General features: G+C 67.9%; 16 protein-coding genes. 1 reads left to right on the top strand and 15 read right to left on the bottom strand.

Annotated elements, in window-relative coordinates:
- Nucleotides 1–12 precede the first annotated feature (12 nt).
- The 12 genes from V5F84_RS10460 to V5F84_RS10405 all read right to left on the bottom strand — a co-directional run bounded on the left by V5F84_RS10460 (nucleotide 13) and on the right by V5F84_RS10405 (nucleotide 14,104).
- Complete coding sequence (locus V5F84_RS10460; protein ID WP_394042647.1) at nucleotides 13–726, bottom strand: GntR family transcriptional regulator; 714 nt, start codon at nucleotides 724–726, stop codon at nucleotides 13–15.
- A 54-nt stretch (nucleotides 727–780) separates the two neighbouring features.
- A complete protein-coding gene (gene hpxZ, locus V5F84_RS10455) occupies nucleotides 781–1,179 on the bottom strand; it encodes an oxalurate catabolism protein HpxZ (protein ID WP_394042648.1) in 399 nt (132 codons plus the stop codon).
- Between the two features lie 8 nt (nucleotides 1,180–1,187).
- Nucleotides 1,188–2,615 (bottom strand): AtzE family amidohydrolase, encoded by a 1,428-nt coding sequence (locus V5F84_RS10450; protein WP_394042650.1) that lies wholly within the window; start codon nucleotides 2,613–2,615, stop codon nucleotides 1,188–1,190.
- Nucleotides 2,612–2,827 carry an AtzG-like protein gene (locus tag V5F84_RS10445; RefSeq protein ID WP_394042651.1) on the bottom strand — a complete coding sequence of 72 codons (216 nt, stop codon included), beginning with the start codon at nucleotides 2,825–2,827 and terminating at the stop codon, nucleotides 2,612–2,614. Before V5F84_RS10445 ends, V5F84_RS10450 begins: the two co-directional genes overlap by 4 nt.
- A gap of 9 nt (nucleotides 2,828–2,836) precedes the next feature.
- On the bottom strand, nucleotides 2,837–4,699 hold the full coding sequence (locus V5F84_RS10440; RefSeq protein ID WP_394042795.1) for a dipeptide ABC transporter ATP-binding protein: 1,863 nt from the start codon (nucleotides 4,697–4,699) through the stop codon (nucleotides 2,837–2,839).
- Nucleotides 4,700–4,727: 28 nt separating this feature from the next.
- Nucleotides 4,728–5,624 (bottom strand): ABC transporter permease, encoded by an 897-nt coding sequence (locus V5F84_RS10435; protein WP_394042652.1) that lies wholly within the window; start codon nucleotides 5,622–5,624, stop codon nucleotides 4,728–4,730.
- Nucleotides 5,621–6,634 carry an ABC transporter permease gene (locus V5F84_RS10430; protein WP_394042653.1) on the bottom strand — a complete coding sequence of 338 codons (1,014 nt, stop codon included), beginning with the start codon at nucleotides 6,632–6,634 and terminating at the stop codon, nucleotides 5,621–5,623. Before V5F84_RS10430 ends, V5F84_RS10435 begins: the two co-directional genes overlap by 4 nt.
- 112 nt (nucleotides 6,635–6,746) lie before the next feature.
- Nucleotides 6,747–8,369, bottom strand: coding sequence for an ABC transporter substrate-binding protein (locus V5F84_RS10425; protein ID WP_394042654.1), 1,623 nt, complete (start codon nucleotides 8,367–8,369; stop codon nucleotides 6,747–6,749).
- A gap of 279 nt (nucleotides 8,370–8,648) precedes the next feature.
- Complete coding sequence (pssA, locus tag V5F84_RS10420) at nucleotides 8,649–9,476, bottom strand: CDP-diacylglycerol--serine O-phosphatidyltransferase (RefSeq protein ID WP_394042655.1); 828 nt, start codon at nucleotides 9,474–9,476, stop codon at nucleotides 8,649–8,651.
- A gap of 3 nt (nucleotides 9,477–9,479) precedes the next feature.
- Nucleotides 9,480–10,181: a phosphatidylserine decarboxylase gene (locus V5F84_RS10415; protein WP_394042656.1), complete on the bottom strand. Its 702-nt coding sequence runs from the start codon at nucleotides 10,179–10,181 to the stop codon at nucleotides 9,480–9,482.
- A 1,594-nt stretch (nucleotides 10,182–11,775) separates the two neighbouring features.
- Nucleotides 11,776–13,749 carry an ABCB family ABC transporter ATP-binding protein/permease gene (locus V5F84_RS10410; RefSeq protein WP_394042658.1) on the bottom strand — a complete coding sequence of 658 codons (1,974 nt, stop codon included), beginning with the start codon at nucleotides 13,747–13,749 and terminating at the stop codon, nucleotides 11,776–11,778.
- Between the two features lie 10 nt (nucleotides 13,750–13,759).
- Complete coding sequence (locus V5F84_RS10405) at nucleotides 13,760–14,104, bottom strand: ArsR/SmtB family transcription factor (protein WP_394042659.1); 345 nt, start codon at nucleotides 14,102–14,104, stop codon at nucleotides 13,760–13,762.
- A 157-nt stretch (nucleotides 14,105–14,261) separates the two neighbouring features.
- Here V5F84_RS10405 and V5F84_RS10400 point away from each other — a divergent pair, with 157 nt between their 5' ends.
- The gene (locus tag V5F84_RS10400; protein WP_394042660.1) at nucleotides 14,262–14,870 is read left to right on the top strand and encodes an LOG family protein; all 609 of its coding nucleotides are present in this window, start codon (nucleotides 14,262–14,264) and stop codon (nucleotides 14,868–14,870) included.
- A gap of 26 nt (nucleotides 14,871–14,896) precedes the next feature.
- On the opposite strand, the gene cimA is transcribed toward V5F84_RS10400, so the two are convergent.
- Genes cimA through cysS form a run of 3 tightly spaced genes read right to left on the bottom strand, consistent with a single transcriptional unit; the run spans nucleotide 14,897 to nucleotide 18,476 of the window.
- Nucleotides 14,897–16,558, bottom strand: a complete 1,662-nt coding sequence (gene cimA / locus V5F84_RS10395) for a citramalate synthase (protein ID WP_394042661.1) — start codon at nucleotides 16,556–16,558, stop codon at nucleotides 14,897–14,899.
- Nucleotides 16,555–17,085 (bottom strand): GNAT family N-acetyltransferase, encoded by a 531-nt coding sequence (locus tag V5F84_RS10390; protein WP_394042662.1) that lies wholly within the window; start codon nucleotides 17,083–17,085, stop codon nucleotides 16,555–16,557. Before V5F84_RS10390 ends, cimA begins: the two co-directional genes overlap by 4 nt.
- Nucleotides 17,082–18,476 (bottom strand): cysteine--tRNA ligase, encoded by a 1,395-nt coding sequence (gene cysS / locus V5F84_RS10385; protein ID WP_394042663.1) that lies wholly within the window; start codon nucleotides 18,474–18,476, stop codon nucleotides 17,082–17,084. Before cysS ends, V5F84_RS10390 begins: the two co-directional genes overlap by 4 nt.
- Nucleotides 18,477–18,807 lie beyond the last annotated feature (331 nt).

Genomic DNA, 18,807 nt, shown 5'->3' with positions numbered 1-18,807 from the left:
CCAAGCGCGGCCTCACACGCTTTCGGCATAGCGCTCATAGGCGATCTCGACCGTGATGATGTGCGCGCGCATGGCGCTCGCGGCCTCCGCCTTGTCGCCGCGCAGGATCGCGGTGACCACCTGGTCGTGCTCCGCATAGGACAGCGCGAGACGGCCGAGATTGCGGAATTGCGCGCGCCGGAACGGCTGGAGCCGCGCCCGCGTCGCGAGCGTGATCTCGGCCAGATAATCATTATGCGCCCCGCCATACAGGAAGGTGTGGAAGCGCTCGTTCAGGAAGGTGTAGTTGGTCTCGTCGCCCCTGCGGGTGAGGTCGGCGAGATCCGCATGGATGGCCTGGAGCTGGCCGCGCTCCGCCGGCGTCATATGGAGCGCGCACAGGCCCGCGCACAGCGCCTCCAGCTCCGCCATTACATCGAACATGCCGCGCAGGCGCTCGACGCTGGGCTTCGCCACCAAAGCGCTGCGATGAGGACGGGTCTCCACGAGGCCGGAGGCGGCGAGATCGCGGATGACCTCGCGCACCGGCGTGCGGGAGACCCCATAGCGGCGTGCGATTTCCATCTCCTCCAGCGGCGTGCCGGGCGCGATGCGGCCGCCGACGATGTCGTCGGCGATTTGCAGGCGCAATTCCTCGGTGCGCGTGACGCCGCGCGTCTGGGCGCGACGCCGGCGGGGCCGCGCGACGCGGGCAACCGCCTCGGTGGAGGACGCTGGAAGGCTCATGACGCAACGCTACCGGATTCGCGGGACACGGGGAAAAGACCTTGCCTGAGGCAGTCAGACTGCACCGTCGGGCGGGCGGGGAATGGAGCTGACATGGGCCGCCACCACCTTCCATCCGTGCGGAAAGCGCACCCAGCTCTGCTGCTGGCGGCCGATCTGCCCCGGCGTGGAGGCGCGCTCGAACAGGGTGGAGGCGATGGCGAAATCCCGGCCGTAGGTGGTGATGACGGTTTGGCTCAGCGCGCGCATGAGCCCGGCGGCCGCGCGCGCCCGGCGAAACGCGCGGATGGCCTCCATGCCGTAAAGATTCTCCCCGCCGCCGTATCGAATGGTCCGAGGATCGTCGAAGAACAGATCTTCCAGCGTCGACACATCGTTGCCCACCAACGCCGCCTCATAGCGCGCGAAGGCTTCCGCGACCTCGGCCACGACTTCGGGAATGTCGATCTCCATGCGCGCTCCTAAAGCGATGCGACCGGCGCGCGAGCGATGCCGCGGGCTTCGAGGTCATGGGCAACCCGCAGGGCAAGATCTTCCCGCCAGGGCGGGGCGATCACCTGCACAGCGAGCGGCAGGCCATCGTCGGGCCACACCGGCACCGCCACCACGGGCAGGCCGATGAAGGAAATCGGCTGGGTGAACAGGCCGAGATTGGGGCGCACCGGCAAGGTGATCCCATCGAGCACGAACGTCTTCTGGCCGAGCCTGGGCGCGCGGGTGGGCGTCGCGGGCGCGAGCAGGATGTCCACCTCCTCGAACAGGGCGAGCATCTGCGCGCGGAAATGGCGGCGAAAGCGCTGCGCTGCGGTCGTCCAGGCGGCGGGGATGGCAAGCCCGGCGATCAAACGGTCGCGCACGGCCGGATCATAGTCCTGCGGACGGGTCCGCAGCCGTTCCGCATGAAGCGCCGCCCCGTCCGCCGCCGTGATGATATAGGCCGAGGCGCGGGCCCGTGCGGCGTCCGGGATATCCATGGTGCGTGTCGCGCCAAGCGCCTGCGCCACCGCATCCACGGCTGCCAGAGCCTCCGGCATGGCCCGATGGCGGAAATAGCCGCCGGCAACCGCGATGCGCAGCCCGCTGATCCCCTGCGTCAGGCTGGGAAAGGCAGGCTCCACGGGCTGGTCGGCGACGGCGGGATCATCTCCATCCGCCCCTTGCATGGCGTCATAGGCGAGCGCGAGATCGGCCGCCGAACGGGCGAAGGGGCCGAGATGATCGAACGCGGTCACGAACGGAAAGCTGCGCGCCCGTGAAAGCCGGCCATAGGTCGGCTTCAGGCCGAAGATGCCGCAGAGCGACGACGGCACGCGGATCGAGCCGTTCGTGTCCGAGCCGAGCGCGAGCGGCACCTCGCCGGACGCGATCGCAGCACCGGAGCCGCCGGAGGAGCCGCCCGTCATGTGGTCCAGCGCATGGGGATTGCGCGAGGCGCCGTCATGGACATTCTCGCCGGTGAAATCATAGGCGTATTCGCCCATGTTCAGCCCGCCGACCAATACCGCGCCGGCCGCCTCCAGCCGCTCCACGAGCGTGGCGTCGCGGCGGGCGGGCGGCAGCTCGCGGTTGATCTTCGAGCCGGCGCGGGTGGGCAGGCCGGCGATGTCGAACAGATTCTTCACCGCGAACGGCACCCCCGCGAGCGGACCGACGTTCTGCCCCTGCGCGCGCGCGGCGTCCAGCGCATCGGCTCGGGCGCGGGCACGGGCCGCCGTCACGTCGGTGAAGGCATTCACCTTGGGGTCGAGGGCGGCGATGCGGGCGAGCGCCGCATCGATCACCGCGCGGGCCGTGACCGTTCCGGCGCTGACGGCAGCGGCGATTTCGGCGGCGGTCGCGGATGCGGACAGCACGCCCGCCGTCGCCTTGGGATCGAGGGCGAGATTCATGGGCGATACACCGGGGCTGGATCGAATTCATCGCCAAGATCGAGGCCGCGCACCAGATTGGCCGCATCCGCGATCAGCCGCAGGTTGACCAGGGCTTCCGCCCGCCAGTCCGGCTCGATCTTGAGCGCGAACGCCTCGATCGCACCGTCCAGCATCAGTTCCAGCGCCCCGTCGGACACGGCGGGAATGGTCCTTTCGACAGGATGGGACATATCAGCTCCCTAAGCCGGCGGATGGGGAATGGCGGCGATCAGTTCGCGCGTATAGGCGGCCTTGGGGGCCTCCAGCACCTGCTCGGAGGTGCCCTCCTCCACCATCTTGCCCTGGCGCATGACGATGACCCGGTCGCACAGCAGGCGCACCACATGCAGGTCGTGCGAGACGAAGAGATAGCTCATGCCGAGGGTCTGCTTCAGTTCCTCCAGCAGGTTCAGCACCACCGCCTGCACCGACACGTCGAGCGCGGCGGTGGGCTCGTCCAAAATCACCAGGTCCGGCTTGAGCGCGATGGCGCGGGCGATCCCGACGCGCGCCTTCTGGCCGCCGGAGAGCTGGTGCGGAAAGCGGTCCAGCAGGTCGAGCGGCAGGCCGGCCATGGTGGCGAGCTCCTCCACCTTGGCGCGCATCTGCGCGGCGCCGCGAATGCCGAACTGCTCGCCCATGCGCAACAGCGGATCGGCGATGGCGCGGGCGGCGGTGTAGCGGGGATTGAGGCTGTCGGTCGGGTCCTGAAACACCATCTGGATGCGCCGGCGCATGGGATGGTGCGCGAATTCCTTCGCCGGGATCGCGCCGATGTCCGTGCCGTCGAAGGTGATCTTGCCCGAGGTGGGATCGATCAGCCGCATGACGATGGTGGAGGTGGTGGACTTGCCGCACCCGCTCTCGCCGACGAGGCCGACGCTCTCGCCCTTGTTCACCTGGAAGGAGAGCCCGTCGACGGCGCGGAAGATGGCGTCCTCCGGCGGCGCCTTCTTGCCCATCAGGCCGGCGAAAAAGCCCATCGGCACGCCCTGGCGGGGATATTCCTTCAGCAGGTTTTCCACCTTGAGGAGGGGAACCGCCGCTGGCGCGGCGCCCCCCTCCCAACCCTCCCCCGCAAGCGGGAGAGGGCTGCTAACGGCGGGGTCGGTTCTCAGTTCTGAAGACGCAGCTTCACCGGCAAGCGCAACATAAGCCCCCTCTCCCGCTTGCGGGGGAGGGTTGGGGAGGGGGCCGGCCGGGAGAGCACCTTCCGGCAGCAGGTCGCTCAGCTTGATCCCCGGCCGCGGCGTCGCACGCACCAGTTTCTGCGTATAGGGGTGCTGCGGCGAACGGAAAATCTGCTCGGCCGGCGCGGTCTCCACCACCCTGCCCTTTTCCATCACCACCACAGTGTCGCAATAGGTGGCGGCGAGGCCGAGGTCGTGGGTGATGAGGATGGTGGACATCCCGCGCGCCCGCGTCAGCTCGGTCACGAGGTCCATCACCGCCTTCTGCGTGGTCACGTCGAGGCCGGTGGTGGGCTCGTCCGCGATCAGCAATTGCGGCTGGCAGGCGAGCGCGAGCGCGATCACGATGCGCTGGCACATGCCGCCGGAAAGCTCGAACGGATAGGCGTGATAGCGCTCCTCGGGCCGGGCGATGCGCACCTGCTCCAGGATCTCGATCACCTTCGCCTTCACATTGCGCGGCTCGGCCTGGAGGTGGTGCAGCAGCACGTCGCCGATCTGGTCGCCGACCTTGCGGATGGGATTGAGCGCCGCGCGCGGGTTCTGGAAGATCATGGAGATCTCCCGTCCGCGCAGGTCGCGCATGGTGCGCTCGCTGGCGTTGGCGACATCGATGCCGGAGAAGGTGATGGTGCCTTCCGCGATCCGCCCCGCCCGGTCGAGGATGCGCATGAGGGTGTACGAGGTCACCGACTTGCCGGAGCCGCTCTCGCCCACGATTCCGACGGTTTCGCCCTTGCGGACGGTGAGGTCCACGCGCTTGACCGCGGTGACGATGCCCTTGCGGGTGGCGAACTCCACCGTGAGGTGATGCACCTCCAGCAGCGGACCGCGCGCCTCTTCGGCGGGGGTGGGGATGGCCGCCTGTGTCATATCGATCACACCATGCATGGCGCGCCCCTCAGGTGCGGCGCTGGGGATCGACGATGTCGCGCAGACCGTCCCCCAGCAGGTTGAAGCAGAACACCGCGAACATCAGCGCGAGGCCGGGAAACAGCGCGATCCACCATTCCCCGGAAACGATGAAGGCCGAGCCCTCCGCCACCATGATCCCCCATTCCGGGGTGGGCGGACGCACGCCGAGGCCGATGAAGGAGAGGCCGGCGGCGTTCAGGATGGCGTAGCCCATGGTCAGCGACATCTGCACCATCATGATGGGCAGGATGTTGGGCAGGATCTGCGTGAGCAGGATGCGCCATTCGCTGTTTCCCGTGAGCCGGGCCGCCTGGATGAAGCCGGACTGGCGGCGGATCGCCGCTTCCGCCCGGGCCACGCGGGCATAGAGCGGGAAATTGATGATCGCCGTGGCGATCACGATGTTGGTCACCGTATTGCCCAGCGCCGCCACGATGCCCATGGCCAGCACGAACAGCGGAAAGGCCATGATGGTGTCGGAGATGCGGCCGACGATGCGGTCCGTCCAGCCGCCGAAGAAGCCGGCGGCAATCCCCGCGATGCCCCCCGCCGCGAACACCAGGGCCACCGAGAAGATGGCGATGCCCATGTCGAGCCGCGTCGCCACGACGACGCGGGAGAACATGTCGCGGCCGAGCTGGTCGGTGCCGAACCAATGGGCCCAGGATGGCGCCTGGAGCGCCGCCTTGGTGTCGCTGGCGAGCGGATCGTAAGGCACGATATAGGGACCGATGGCGGCCGCCACGATCAGCACCAGGAACATGCCGAAGGCGAGGCCCGTGACCGGGTTCTCAGAGATCACATATTTCGCATGGCGCAGCGTTGCCGCGAGGCCGCTGGAAGAAGGCGCCGATCCGCGATCGGCCGGATTGGCGAGGGTCATGCTTCGCTCCGTGCGCGCGGATCGATGACGCCATAGGCGAGGTCGATCACGAGATTGAGGATGATGTAGAGAATCGCCATGGCGAGCACGAAGCCCTGCACCGGCGCGTAGTCCGAGGAGATCAGCGCCTCGACCGCATAGGAGCCGATGCCCGGCCAGGCGAACACCTTCTCCACCAGCACATTGGCGCCGAGCAGGAAGGAGAACACCATGCCGAGCGTGGTGATCACCGGCAGCATGGCATTGCGGAACGCATAGATCATAATGACCTTGTAGGGCGTCAGCCCCGCCGCCCGGGCCGTGCGCACAAATTCCGACGACAGCACCGAGAGCATGGAGGCGCGCGTGATGCGGGCGATCGGCGCCAGCGCGAAAATGGCGAGCGTCACGGTCGGGATCGCCAATTGGGCGGCGGCCGAACGGAAGGTCTCGAAATCCCCGGCAATCAGGCTGTCGATGAGATAGAAGCCGGTGACCGTGGGCGGCGCGGTGAAGAACACATCCAGCCGCCCGAGCGGCGCCGGCGCCCAGCCGAGCTTGAAATAGAACACATAGACCAGCAGCAGGCCGGTGAAGAACACCGGCAGCGAGACCCCGGCCGTTGTGATGACGCGGCAGGCGTGGTCAACCCAGGTGCCCTGCTTGACCGCCGCCATGATGCCGAAGGGAATGGCGATGGCGAGCGCCAGGATGAGGCCCGACAGGGTCAGTTCGGCGGAGGCTGGCAGCCGGCTCGCGATCTCCGCCGCCACCGGCTGCCCGGTGGAGAGCGAGGAGCCGAGGTCGCCCTTCGCCAGCGCCGTCACATAATCCACGAACTGCACCGGCAGCGGCTTGTCGAGCCCGAGCTTGGTGCGGATTTCCGCGATCGCCTGCGGCGTCGCGGCGGGACCGGCGAAATAGGCTGCGGCGTCCCCCGGCAGCACGCGAGTGAGCATGAAGGTCACGATCACCACGCCGATCAGGCTCGGGATCGCGGTGGCGATGCGGCTGGCGATGAGCTTCAACATCACGGCTTCCTTTTCGGCCCGGTTGGGGACGCGCCCCCGCCTGCCCCCTTCCCGCCCCTCGCCCCCACGGGGAGAGAGGCGGGCGAGGGAGACGCGCGAACGATGAAAATCCTCAGCTCTTCGCGAACGCGCGATAGTCCAGCCGGCGGTGGAACCAGTATTCGTAGCCGGTCACGTTCTTCTGCATCGCGATGTTCACATAGGGCTGGTAGAGCGGGATGCGCGGCACATCGGCGAAGGCAAGATCGATCATGCCCTTCACGTCCGCATCGTAGGCCACCTTGTCGCCGTTCGCCGCCGCGGCGCGGGCGCCGTCGATGAACGCATCCATCGCCGCCGACTTGTAGCTCATGGTGTTGAACACGGAATTCTGCCCGTGATAGCACCAGAAGAAGAAGTATTCGGGATAATCCAGCCAGCCGGAAAACACGTTGGTGAAGAGCGGCAGCTCTTTCTTGTTCAGCTCGGTGCGCCAGTTGGCGCCGGGGATCTTGTTGATCGTGGTCTTGATGCCGAGTTCCTGCAGATTTTCCTGCAGCAGCACGCACAGCGGCTCGTTCACGCCGGCAAAGCCAAGGTCGAACGAAATCGTGGTTTCAAGCCCGTTGGGATAGCCGGCCTCCGCCAGCAATTGCTTGGCCTTGCCGAGATCGGTGGTGAACGGGGCGGGCTGCGGCCACACCGGCTGGCTCACGCCGCCCGGAGTTGCACCGAACATGGGCTTGCCGAGCCCGAACAGCACCGCATCCATGATCTTCTGATAGGGGATGGCATAGGCAATGGCCTGCCGCACCTTCAGATTGTCGAACGGCGGCTTGGTGACGTTCATGCCGATATATTGCAGGCCGTTGGAATAAGGCGTGGAGATGATGGTCAGCTTGCCGCTGTCCTTCAGTTCCACGAAGTCCTTGTTGGGCAGGTCATAGGAAATATCGGCGTCGCCGCGCTCCAGCAGCGCGCGCCGATTGCCGGCCGAGGGCACCATGCGCCAGATCACCCGCTTGATCTTCGGCATCGGGCCGCCGACCCATTTTTCGTTGCGCTCGAACACCACTTCGGTGCCGGGGGTCCATTTGGTGACCTTGTAGGCGCCGGAGCCGACGGTGTTCTGCTTGGCGTATTCCAGGCCCCAGGGGTCCTGTGCGGTGGCGTTCTTCTTCACCAGTTCTGAATTCATGACGCACGGCACCACCACCGCGAGATCTGGGATGGTGAGGCGATCCTTGCGCAGGAAATCGACGCGGAAGGTGTGGTCGTCCACCACCACGAACTGCTCCGGCTTCTCCAGCGATCCGGCCTTCATCTGGAAGGTGGGAAAGCCGCCGACGCTGACCGCCCGGTCCATGGACCATTTCACGTCCTTGGCGGTCACCGGCGTGCCGTCCTGGAAGGTGGCGTTCTTTTTCAGCTTGAAGGTCGCGGACATGTCCCCGAGGGTCATGTCCTCGGCCAGTTCTCCCTCGATTTTGTCGCGGTCGTAATAGGGCGTGCCGTTCACATCCTTCATGGGATGGGTGATCAGGCGGTCATAGCAGTTCCAGCTGACTTCATAGCCGGGCACATTGGTGCCGACGCCCTGGACGTCCAGATTGTTCGGCCCGCTCTCGGAGACGATCAGCAGGGTTTCCGAGCGCGCCTGCGCCTGGGCAGAGGAGAACACCGCCGGTGCCGCCACACCCGCCGCGCTGGCGGTTGCGGTCACGGAAGCCGTTTTGAGAAACTCGCGACGATTCATGCCTGGGGTCCCCGTCTGAGAAAAAGCGTGCCTGCGCTCTCTCATTCAAGGGGTGTGCCAATTGCATACCACTTTTTATATATTGTTATTGTTCAGAGACTTAATGGTACAAATCATCAGTCGGGACGAGGCATCAGCGTTCGGTTTTGCACGCAAAATAGGCACAGATGGCGCTATTGCATGCATCTGCATCCCGAGGTCGAGATGCGAATATCCTATAAATAGGACAACTACGACACAACCCTCTTCACCCGGCCGAACGGAGGGTCCGGCGGTCGGCTACAGGTCGGGAGAGGGGGCGGCGGGTTCGGTTTGCGCCACATGCTCCGCCATCAGCCGGCGATAGCGCAGGAAGGAGAAGGGCAGGAAGCCCAGATACAGCAGGCTGCACACCGCAAGCACGGTCCAGGGGTAGCTCGCCAGCAGGCCGACGAACATCGCCACCACCACGAACAGCGGCAGCACCATGTCCCGCCGCACCCTTTTGCCCAGGGTCTTGCCGGAATAGGCCGGCACCTTGGAGATCATCAGGAGGCCGATGCCGAGGCAATAGACCAGCGCGACCGGGGCCGTGGCGCCGCCGCGCGGCAGGCCGAGCAGGTCGAGATAGACCGGCAGCAGCGCCACGATGGCGCCCGCGGGGGCGGGAATGCCGGTGAAGAAATCCGCCGCGAACGCCGGCCGGTTGGGATCGTCCAGCATCACGTTGAAGCGGGCGAGGCGCAGCGCGGCGCAGATGGCGAAGATCAGCACCACCAGCCAGCCGATGGAGCCCACCGTGTCGAGCCCCCACAGATACAGGATCAGCGCCGGCGCGCAGCCGAAATTGACGAAGTCGGCGAGGCTGTCCAGCTCCGCGCCGAAGCGCGAGGTGCCCTTCAGCGCCCGCGCCAGGCGCCCGTCCACCCCGTCCAGGATGGCGGCGAACACGATCGCCGCGAGCGCCAGTTCCAGCCGCCCCTCGATCGCCATGCGCACCGCGGTGAGGCCCGAGCACAAGGCGAGCAAGGTCACGAGGTTCGGCAGCAGCACGCGCACCGGGATCTTGCCGAGGCGCCACACCGGCGGCGCGCCGTGCGGATCGAGCGGGGGAAGGGAAGCGGCCATCTCTCAGCTCACGCGATAGGCGGTGTCGCGCGCACCGGGCGCAGCGAAATCGGCGATGACGGTCTCGCCGGCGGTGGTCAGCTGGCCTTCCGCCACCTGCACCCGCGTGCCGATGGGCAGGTACACATCCACCCGCGAGCCGAACCGGATGAGGCCGAAGCGCTCGCCCGCGCCCAGTTCCTCGCCCTCGCGCACGAAACACACGATGCGCCGGGCGATCAGGCCGGCGATCTGAACGCAGCCGACCGGGCCGGCGGCGGTGCGGAACACCAGGCCGTTGCGCTCATTGTCCTCGCTCGCCTTGTCGAGATCGGCGTTGAGAAAGATGCCCGGCTTGTAAGCGACGCGCGCGATGCGGCCCGAGACCGGGGCACGATTCACGTGCACGTTGAACACGTTCATGAAGATCGACACGCGCAGCAGCGGGGTGTCGGAAAGGTCGAGCTCGCGTGGCGGGATGGCGAGCGAAATCTGCGACACCGTGCCGTCGGCGGGCGCCACCACCAGCCCTTCGCGCAGCGGGGTCACGCGCGGGGGATCGCGGAAGAACAGGGTCGTCCAGAGCGCGAGCCCCAGCGCGATCATGCCGAAGAAGGTGGAGACCATCAGCAGGCCGAGGGCGATCACCACCGCGATGGCGATGAAGGGATAGCCCTCGCGATGGATGGGAACGAGGCTTTTGCGGACGGACGCGACGATGGACACTCAAGTCTCCGGATCAGGCCGCGCGTTCGGGGCGCGGGGGAAACAGGTAGTCACCCCCTGCCCCGCCGTCAAATGACGATCGTGCGGCGCGCGGCCCGGCGGGGGCGCCGGACGGAGCGGGGATCATCCACGCCGGTCCTTTTCGCGGGGCCCGCCCGTGCGTGCCGGGCGGTGGACAGCTGCCGGGCGGCCGGGCGCGGCGCGACATCCGGGAAAATGTTTCACGTGAAACCAGGGACTTGCCGCAGACGAAGAGTGGTTTCGTGACGCTCCTCCGCGACTTTGCGCCGGACGAAACCGCCATTTCGGGCGAACGTTCGGGGGCCAATTTCGGCAACGCGCGCGCGGGTCCAAGCATCGACCTTTCCGCGCGGGCGGCGGGTCGGAGCGGCGAGGCAGCGCCTTTAAATTAGGCAGGGGGTTCCGGTGGAGGGAGGGCCCCCTCCCCAGCCCTCCCCCGCACGCGGGAGAGGGAGCCGGGACGGCGCGGCAGCCACGCAGCCCCCTCACCCGCCCGCTGCGCGGGCGACCTCTCCCCATGGGGGAGAGGTGAAGGTCCGGTGGATGCCAGCCGCCATCCCGCAAAGGCCCCCCTCTCCCCGGCGGGGAGAGGGTTGGGGGTGAGGGGGCTGCGCTGCCGCAAAACGCGCCCCGGCGAGCCGCCCGCCCTCAGGCCGCCGAACTCGCCTCGTCCGCGGGTGGGTCCACCAGCCGCACCGCCGATGCGACGGCGCCGGTCGGGGGCATTCCCTCTCCCGCTTGCGGGGGAGGGACAGGGAGGGGGCTAGCCGAGGACGGAGCAGGGAGGTGCGCCCGGTTTCCGAAGTGCTGGTTTCGGTGGAGGGAGGTCCCCCTCCCCAACCCTCCCCCGCACGCGGGAGAGGGAGCCGGGACGGCCCGGTGGCCACGCCGGCCCCTCACCCGCCCGCTGCGCGGGCGACCTCTCCCCGTGGGGGAGAGGTGGATGGGTCCGCGCCCCGCGTCCTGAAAAATCCCCCTCTCCCCGGTGAGGAGAGGTGGATTGCGGTGGGTGCCAGTCGCCATCCCGCAAGGGCCCCCTCTCCCCGGCGGGGAGAGGGTTGGGAGTGAGGGGGCTGCGCTGCCGCAAAACGCACCCCGGCCAGCCGCCCGCCCTCAGACCGCCGAGCTCGCCTCGTCCGTGGGAGGGTCCACCAGCCGCACCGCCGATGCGACGGTGCCCGTGCGGCATTCCCTCTCCCGCTTGCGGGGGAGGGACAGGGAGGGGGCTAGCCGAGGACGGAGCAGGGAGGTGCGCCCGGTTTCCGAAGTGCTGGTTCCGGTGGAGGGAGGTCCCCCTCCCCAACCCTCCCCCGCACGCGGGAGAGGGAGCCGGGACGGCCCGGCGGCCACGCCGGCCCCTCACCCGCCCGCTGCGCGGGCGACCTCTCCCCGGGGGGGAGAGGTGGAGGTCCGGTGGGCGGCGTCCGGAAAAGCCCTCTTTCTCTCAGGAGAGACGGAGGTCCGGTGGGTGCCAGTCGCCATACCGCAAAGGCCCCCTCTCCCCGGCGGGGAGAGGGTTGGGGTGAGGGGGCTGCGCTGCCAGCAAAGGCGCGCCCCGGCGAGCCGCCCGTCCTCAGGCGGCGGAGCTCGCCTCGTCCTCGTGATGATCCACCAGCCGGACCGCCGGCGCGGCATCCTTGTCGAGCACCGGCACGTCGCTTTCCTGGGCGGCGGCGAGCTTCTCGCGGGCGTCGTCCGCTTCGCGCTGGCGCCGCCAGAGCGCGGCATAAAGCCCGCCCTTGGCGAGGAGCTCGGCATGGCTGCCGCGCTCGGCCACCGTGCCCTGCGACAGGACCAGGATCTCGTCGGCGCCGATCACGGTGGAGAGGCGGTGCGCGATGACCAGGGTCGTGCGCCCTTCGGACACCCGCTCCAGCGCGTTCTGGATTTCCTTCTCCGTATGGCTGTCCAAGGCGGAGGTCGCCTCGTCCAGCAGCAGGATCGGCGGGGCCTTCAGGATGGTGCGGGCGATGGCGACGCGCTGCTTCTCGCCGCCGGAGAGCTTCAGCCCGCGCTCGCCCACCTCAGTCTTGTAGCCCTTGGGCATGGCGCGGATGAAGGGATCGATCTGCGCGAGCCTCGCCGCCTCCTCCACCTCGGCCTCGGAGGCATCCTGCCGACCGTAGCGGATGTTGTAGGCGATGGTGTCGTTGAACAGCACGGTGTCCTGCGGCACCATGCCGATGGCGGCGCGCAGGCTCTCCTGCGTCACCTCGCGGATGTCCTGCCCGTCGATGGTGATGCGGCCGCTCTTCACGTCATAGAAGCGGAACATGAGGCGCGAAATCGTGCTCTTGCCGGCGCCGGACGGCCCGACGATGGCCACCGTGCGGCCCGCCGGCACCTCGAAGGAAATGCCCTTCAGGATCTCGCGGTCGGCCTCGTAGGAAAAACGCACATCCTCGAAACGCACCGTGCCGCCATTCACCTGGAGCGCCCCGGCGCCCGGCTTGTCCTCGATCTCGGGATCGCGCGAGAGCACGGCGAACATGGCCTCGATATCGACGATGGCCTGCTTGATCTCGCGATAGATCATGCCGAGGAAGTTCAGCGGCTGGTAGAGCTGGATCATCATGGCATTGACCATGACGAAGCCGCCCAGGCTCTGCCGCCCGGCGCGCACGTCGAACGCCGCCAGCACCATGGTGGAGGTGAGGCCCAGGGTGAAGATCGCCGCCTGGCCCGCGTTGAGCCATGCCAGCGAGGTGAAGGTGCGCACCGTGGCGTTCTCGTAGCGCGCGACCGAGCGGTCATAGCGCGCGGTCTCCCAGCGCTCGGCGCCGAAATATTTCACGGTCTCGTAATTGAGCAGGCTGTCCACGGCCTTGGTGTTGGCCTCGGTGTCGCTCTCGTTCATGTCGCGGCGGATTTGAATGCGCCATTCGCTCGCGGCATAGGTGAACCAGGTGTAGAGCGCCACCGTCACCGCCACGACGGCGACATAGCGCCAGTCGAACGCGAAGGCGAGGACGAGCAGCACCAGCAGCATTTCCAACACCGTCGGCGCGAGCTGGAGCACCAGCATGCGCACGATGGTCTCGATGCCCTCGCGCGCCCGCTCCAGCACGCGGGTCAGCCCGCCGGTCTTGCGCTCCAGATGGAAGCGCAGGGAGAGCGCATGCATGTGCTCGAAGGTCTGGAGCGCCAGCTTGCGCACCGCATGCAGCGCCACCTTGGCGAAGATGCCGTCGCGCAATTGGGTGATGCCGGCCATCACGAGGCGCGCGCCGCCATAGGCCAAAGTCAGCAGCACCGGGGCGGCGAGGAACCAGGCGATGTCGATGTCGCCCTGCCCGTCCGGCCGGGTGGTGAGGGCATCGGTCGCCCATTTGAAGAAGAACGGCACCGCCATGGTGGCGAGCTTGGCGAGCACGATCAGCGCGCTGGTCGCCACCACCCGGGCCTTGAGATCGGCACGATCCTGCGGCCAGAGATAGGGCCAGAGGGCCGCGACGGTCTTCGTCAGGGCGCCACCGGCGGCCGCGACCGCCTTGAAGGCGCCGCGTGCATTCTCGCGCGCGGCGCGGGACGTTGAAGAATCGGACATCAAAACCTACTTAATCTTGAAGCGCTGCCGTGCGCGCGGCATCGCCCGCCGGAGCGAGCGCGGCGAACAGGCCATCCAGACGGCCGCGCAGGGCGCGCAGCGCCGCGTGGTCGATGCAATAGCAGGATCGCGGGCCATCGACCGTCACGCGAATGAGGCCCGCGTCCGCGAGAACCTTTATGTGTTGCGACACGGTCGATTGCGCCAGGGGCAGACCGGCGACGATTTCACCGCACACGCAGGCCTCGTGCCGCGCGAGGGTCTCGAGCACCTTGAGGCGCGCCGGATGGGCCAGCGCCCGCAATTGCGCCGCCAGAAGCTCCGACTCGGCCGAGGAAGGGAAAGCATCAGTCATCGGCCATCGGCGATAAACGATGATCCGAACCAAAACAAGGCAAAGACGTTGTTTTCTCCCGCGTCACGATTTCGTCGCGGCGCATCATCAATTTGAAGGAGCCGACGGGTAACGTCGGCCATGTGAGACAGTGAACAGACATACCAAAGCAGGCCCCATGGCACGTATCGAAAGCGTGTGCGTCTATTGCGGTTCCTCCCCCGGCTCGGACCCGATCTTCGTGGAGGAGGCGCGCCGGTTCGGCGAAATCCTCGCCCGCAGCGGGGTGCGCCTCGTCTATGGCGGCGGCGGCGTGGGGCTGATGGGGGAAGTCGCGACCGCCGTGGCGCGCAATGGCGGGGAGGTGACGGGCATCATCCCGCAATTCCTGATCTCCCGCGAACGCGCCTTCGACCATGGCGGCGAACTCGTCGTCACCACCGACATGCACGAGCGCAAGAAGCTGATGTTCGAGCGCGCGGACGCCTTCGTCGCCTTGCCGGGCGGGGTCGGCACGCTGGAGGAACTGGTGGAGCAGCTCACCTGGGCCCAGCTCGGCCAGCATCGCAAGCCGATCCTGGTGGCGAACATCGCCGGCTTCTGGGACCCGTTCCTGTCGCTGCTGGACCATATGCGGGCGAACGCCTTCATCCGGGGCATGGCGCCGGTGAACCTGCTGGTGGCGGAAGATGCGGGGCAGATCCTGCCCATGCTCCAGGCCGCCGCCGCCGGGGTGAAGGAAACCGATATCCACGCCGCCGCGAGCACGGCCATCCAGGGCATGTGAAGGCTTAAACGCCCGGTCCCGGGCGTTCAGCCCCGCGCCGCCGGTGCGCCCGCCTGGATCAGCTTCCAGGTGATGGAATCCAGCAGCGCCTCGAACGAGGCATCGATGATGTTGGGGGAGACGCCGACCGTGGTCCAGCGCGCGCCGGTCTCGTCGGCGCTCTCGATCAGCACCCGCGTCACGGCGCCCGTGCCGCCGTCGAGGATGCGCACCCGGTAGTCGGTGAGCCGCAGGCCGGCGATATAGGGCTGGTACTTGCCCAGATCCTTGCGCAAAGCGAGGTCGAGCGCGTTCACCGGGCCGTTGCCCTCGGCGGCGGAGATCAGGGTCTCCGCGTCCACCTTCACCTTCACGACCGCCTCGGCAACCGTGGCCAGCTCGCCGCGCGCGTTGTAGCGCCGTTCCACCTGCACGGAAAACCGCTCGACGAAGAAGAAATCCGGCACCGAGCCCAGCATGCGCCGCGCCAGCAGGGCGAAGGAGGCGTCCGCCGCCTCATAGGCATAGCCGAGGTGCTCGCGCTGCTTCACCTCGTCCAACAGGCGCACCAGGCGCGGGTCGGCCTTGTCCACGTCGACGCCGAGCCGCTCCAGCTCGGAAAGCACGTTGGACCGGCCCGCCTGGTCGGACACCAGCACCTTCCGCCGGTTGCCCACTTTTTCCGGCGGGACGTGCTCGTAGGTCGTGGGGTCCTTCATCAGCGCCGAGGCGTGGATGCCGGCCTTGGTGGCGAACGCGCTCTCGCCCACGTAAGGCGCATGGCGGTTCGGCGCGCGGTTCAGCATCTCGTCGAGATGGCGCGAGACCGGGGCGAGGTCCGCCAGCGCCCTCGCCGCCGGGCCGAGATCGAAGCGGCTCGCGAACGGCTCTTTCAGCGCCAAGGTCGGCAGCAGCGAGCACAGATTGGCATTGCCGCAGCGCTCGCCGAGACCGTTCAGCGTGCCCTGGATCTGCCGCGCGCCGGCCAGAACCGCCGCCAGCGAATTGGCGACCGCCTGCTCGGTGTCGTTATGGGCATGGATGCCCACATGATCGCCCGGCACAACGGCCGTCACCGCGCCGACGATCCGCGTCACCTCATGCGGCAGGCTGCCGCCATTGGTGTCGCACAGCACCACCCAGCGCGCGCCGGCCTCATGAGCGGCGCGGGCGCAGGCCAGGGCGAAATCGGGATTTTCCTTGTAGCCGTCGAAGAAGTGCTCGCAATCCACCAGCGCCTCGCGCCCGGCGGCCACCACCGCCGCGACGCTCTCGCGGATCGCGGCGAGGTTCTCCTCTTCGCTGGTCTCCAGCGCCACCCGCACCTGGAAGGCCGAGGCCTTGGCCACCAGGCACACCGCATCCGCCTGCGCCCCGACCAGCGCGGCGAGGCCGGGATCGTTGGACACCGAGCGCCCCGGCCGCCGGGTCATGCCGAAGGCGGCGATCTTCGCCCGCGCGGCCCGTGTTTCCGCGAACAGGGCGGTGTCGGTGGGATTGGCGCCGGGATAGCCGGCTTCCGCATAATCGATGCCGAGCCGGTCCAGCAGGCCGAGCACGGTCAGCTTGTCGGCCAGGGTGAAATCGACGCCCTGGGTCTGCGCCCCGTCGCGCAGGGTGGTGTCGTAGAGATAGAGGCGTTCGCGCGCGGGGCTCCATGCGGGTTCGCCCGCCCTCTGCGGGACGCCGCTGATGACGGCGTCGGTCATGACGGCGCTTTCAGCTCCGGCAAGGTCTTCTGCATGGTGGTGTTGCCGAGCCACGCATCGCCGAGCGTCACCGTGTTGCGGCGCTGGGGCACGTAGCCGCGCCGGGCGAAGAAGCGCTGGGCGGTGTCGCTGGCATCGACCGTGAGGGTGTCCTTGCCGCGCGCCTTGGCGATGGTCTCCGCCGCCTCGCACAGCAGTGTGCCGACACCCTGCCCCGCCACGGCCGGATGCACATAGAGCATGTCGATCATCACATCGCCCTTGAGCGCGATGAAGCCCACCGGGGCGCCCTCCATGGTGGCCACCAGGGTCAGCTCCTCGGCGAGCCGCGCGCCGAAGGCCGCCTCGTCGTCGGCGACGCCGATCCAGGCGTCCTGCTGGTCGGTGTCGTAATCCTCCCCGGTCAGTTCCTCGACGGAGGCGCGGAAGATGGCCGCGAGCGCTTGCGTATCGGCGGGCAGCAGGGGCCGCAGGGCCGGACGCGGCAGGTTCTCTTTGGTCCGGGAGTCCGGGGTCTTCGCCATCATCGTGCAACCTCCCACGAGGTGGTTCCGTCCTTGCCGTCCATCAGCACCACGCCCTTGGCCGCCAATTGCTCGCGGATATGATCCGCCGCGGCGAAGTCGCGGGCCTTGCGCGCGGCATTGCGGGCGGCGATCAGCTCCTCGACCATGGCCGCGTCCACCGCCGCATCCTGGGCCTGGCGGGCGCGCCACTCGCTCTCGGTTTCCTGCAACAGGCCCATGAGATTGGCCGCCGCCTTGAACCGCCGCTTCAGGGCCGAGGAGGTGTCCACGTCCTCCGCGACCGTGGCGAGATGGTGCAGGTGGCTGATGGCGGACGGGGAATTCAGGTCGTCCCCCAGCCGCTCGGCGATCTCCGCCTCGAACGGGTTTTCGCCCTCGCCCTCGCGCTGCGCCGGCTCGTCGCCGACGATGCGATACCATTTGTCCAGCGTCTTGGCGGCGAACCCGATGCCCTGCCGGGTCCAGTTGATGGGCTGGCGGTAATGGGTGGAGAGCATGGCGAGGCGCAGCACCTCGCCCGGCCAGTCGTTCAGCAATTCGCGGATGGTGACGAAATTGCCCAGCGACTTGGACATCTTCTCGCCTTCCAGCATCAGGAAGCCGTTGTGCATCCAGGTGCGCGCCATCACGGCGCTGTCGAAGGCGCAGCGCGACTGGGCGATCTCGTTCTCATGATGGGGGAACACGAGATCGATGCCGCCGCCGTGGATGTCGAAGGTTTCGCCGAGATGCTTCCACGACATGGCCGAGCATTCGATATGCCAGCCGGGCCGCCCCGGCACGGCGATGCCGCAGGGCGACTCCCAGCCCGGCGTGCCCTCGGCGCTCGGCTTCCACAGCACGAAATCCATGGCGTCGCGCTTGTAGGGCGCCACATCCACGCGCGCGCCGGCGATCATCTCGTCCAGCGGGCGGCGCGAGAGGCGGCCATAGTCCGGCATGGCCGGCACGTTGAACAGGACGTGATCCTCCGCCACATAGGCGTGGCCGGAGGCGACCAGCCGCTCGATGAGGGTCCTCATCTCCGCGATATGCTCGGTGGCGCGCGGCTCCACGGTGGGGCGCAGGCAGCCCAGCTCCGCCGTATCCTTGCGGAACCAGTCGTAGGTCTCCTCCGTCAGGTCGCGGATGGAGATGCCGCGGTCGGCGGCGCGGGCGTTGATCTTGTCGTCCACGTCCGTGATGTTGCGCACATAGGTCACATGCCGCTCGCCATAGAGGCGCCGCAGCAGGCGGAACAGCACGTCGAACACGATCACCGGCCGCGCATTGCCGATATGAGCGTGGTCGTAGACCGTGGGGCCGCACACATACATCCGCACATTGGCGGGATCGATGGGCCGGAACGGGTCTTTCGACCGGGTCAGGGTGTTGTAGAGCCGCAGCTCCATGGATCGTGTGCTCCCCTTTGGACCTTTTAAGGACGCGCAAGCGCCGCTCCGGTGCCGGCCGGGGCGTCCAAACTCCTCAAGAGGGGTGCAGCATAGGACGGCCGCGGCCAGCTATTCGGGCTAACCGCAGATAATCGACAGGTGGGCGCGCGGACGCGCTGAGATCTGGCCGTTCATGGCGCGGGACAATGGGAGGCGATCACGCAAGCGTCAAGCCGATTCCGCGTGCAGGCGGCCGCTTTGTGGGCCACAGCCTCTTTCGCATGCCCCAGGGAGAGGGTTGACCAAAATGCTGCGACGCGGCTATGCCACTCCCGCTTCGGTATCGCGT

The sequence above is a fragment of the Roseixanthobacter liquoris genome (assembly GCF_043195135.2).
GTDB lineage: Bacteria > Pseudomonadota > Alphaproteobacteria > Rhizobiales > Xanthobacteraceae > NCEH01.
This window is presented reverse-complemented; position numbering and strand designations above follow the sequence as displayed.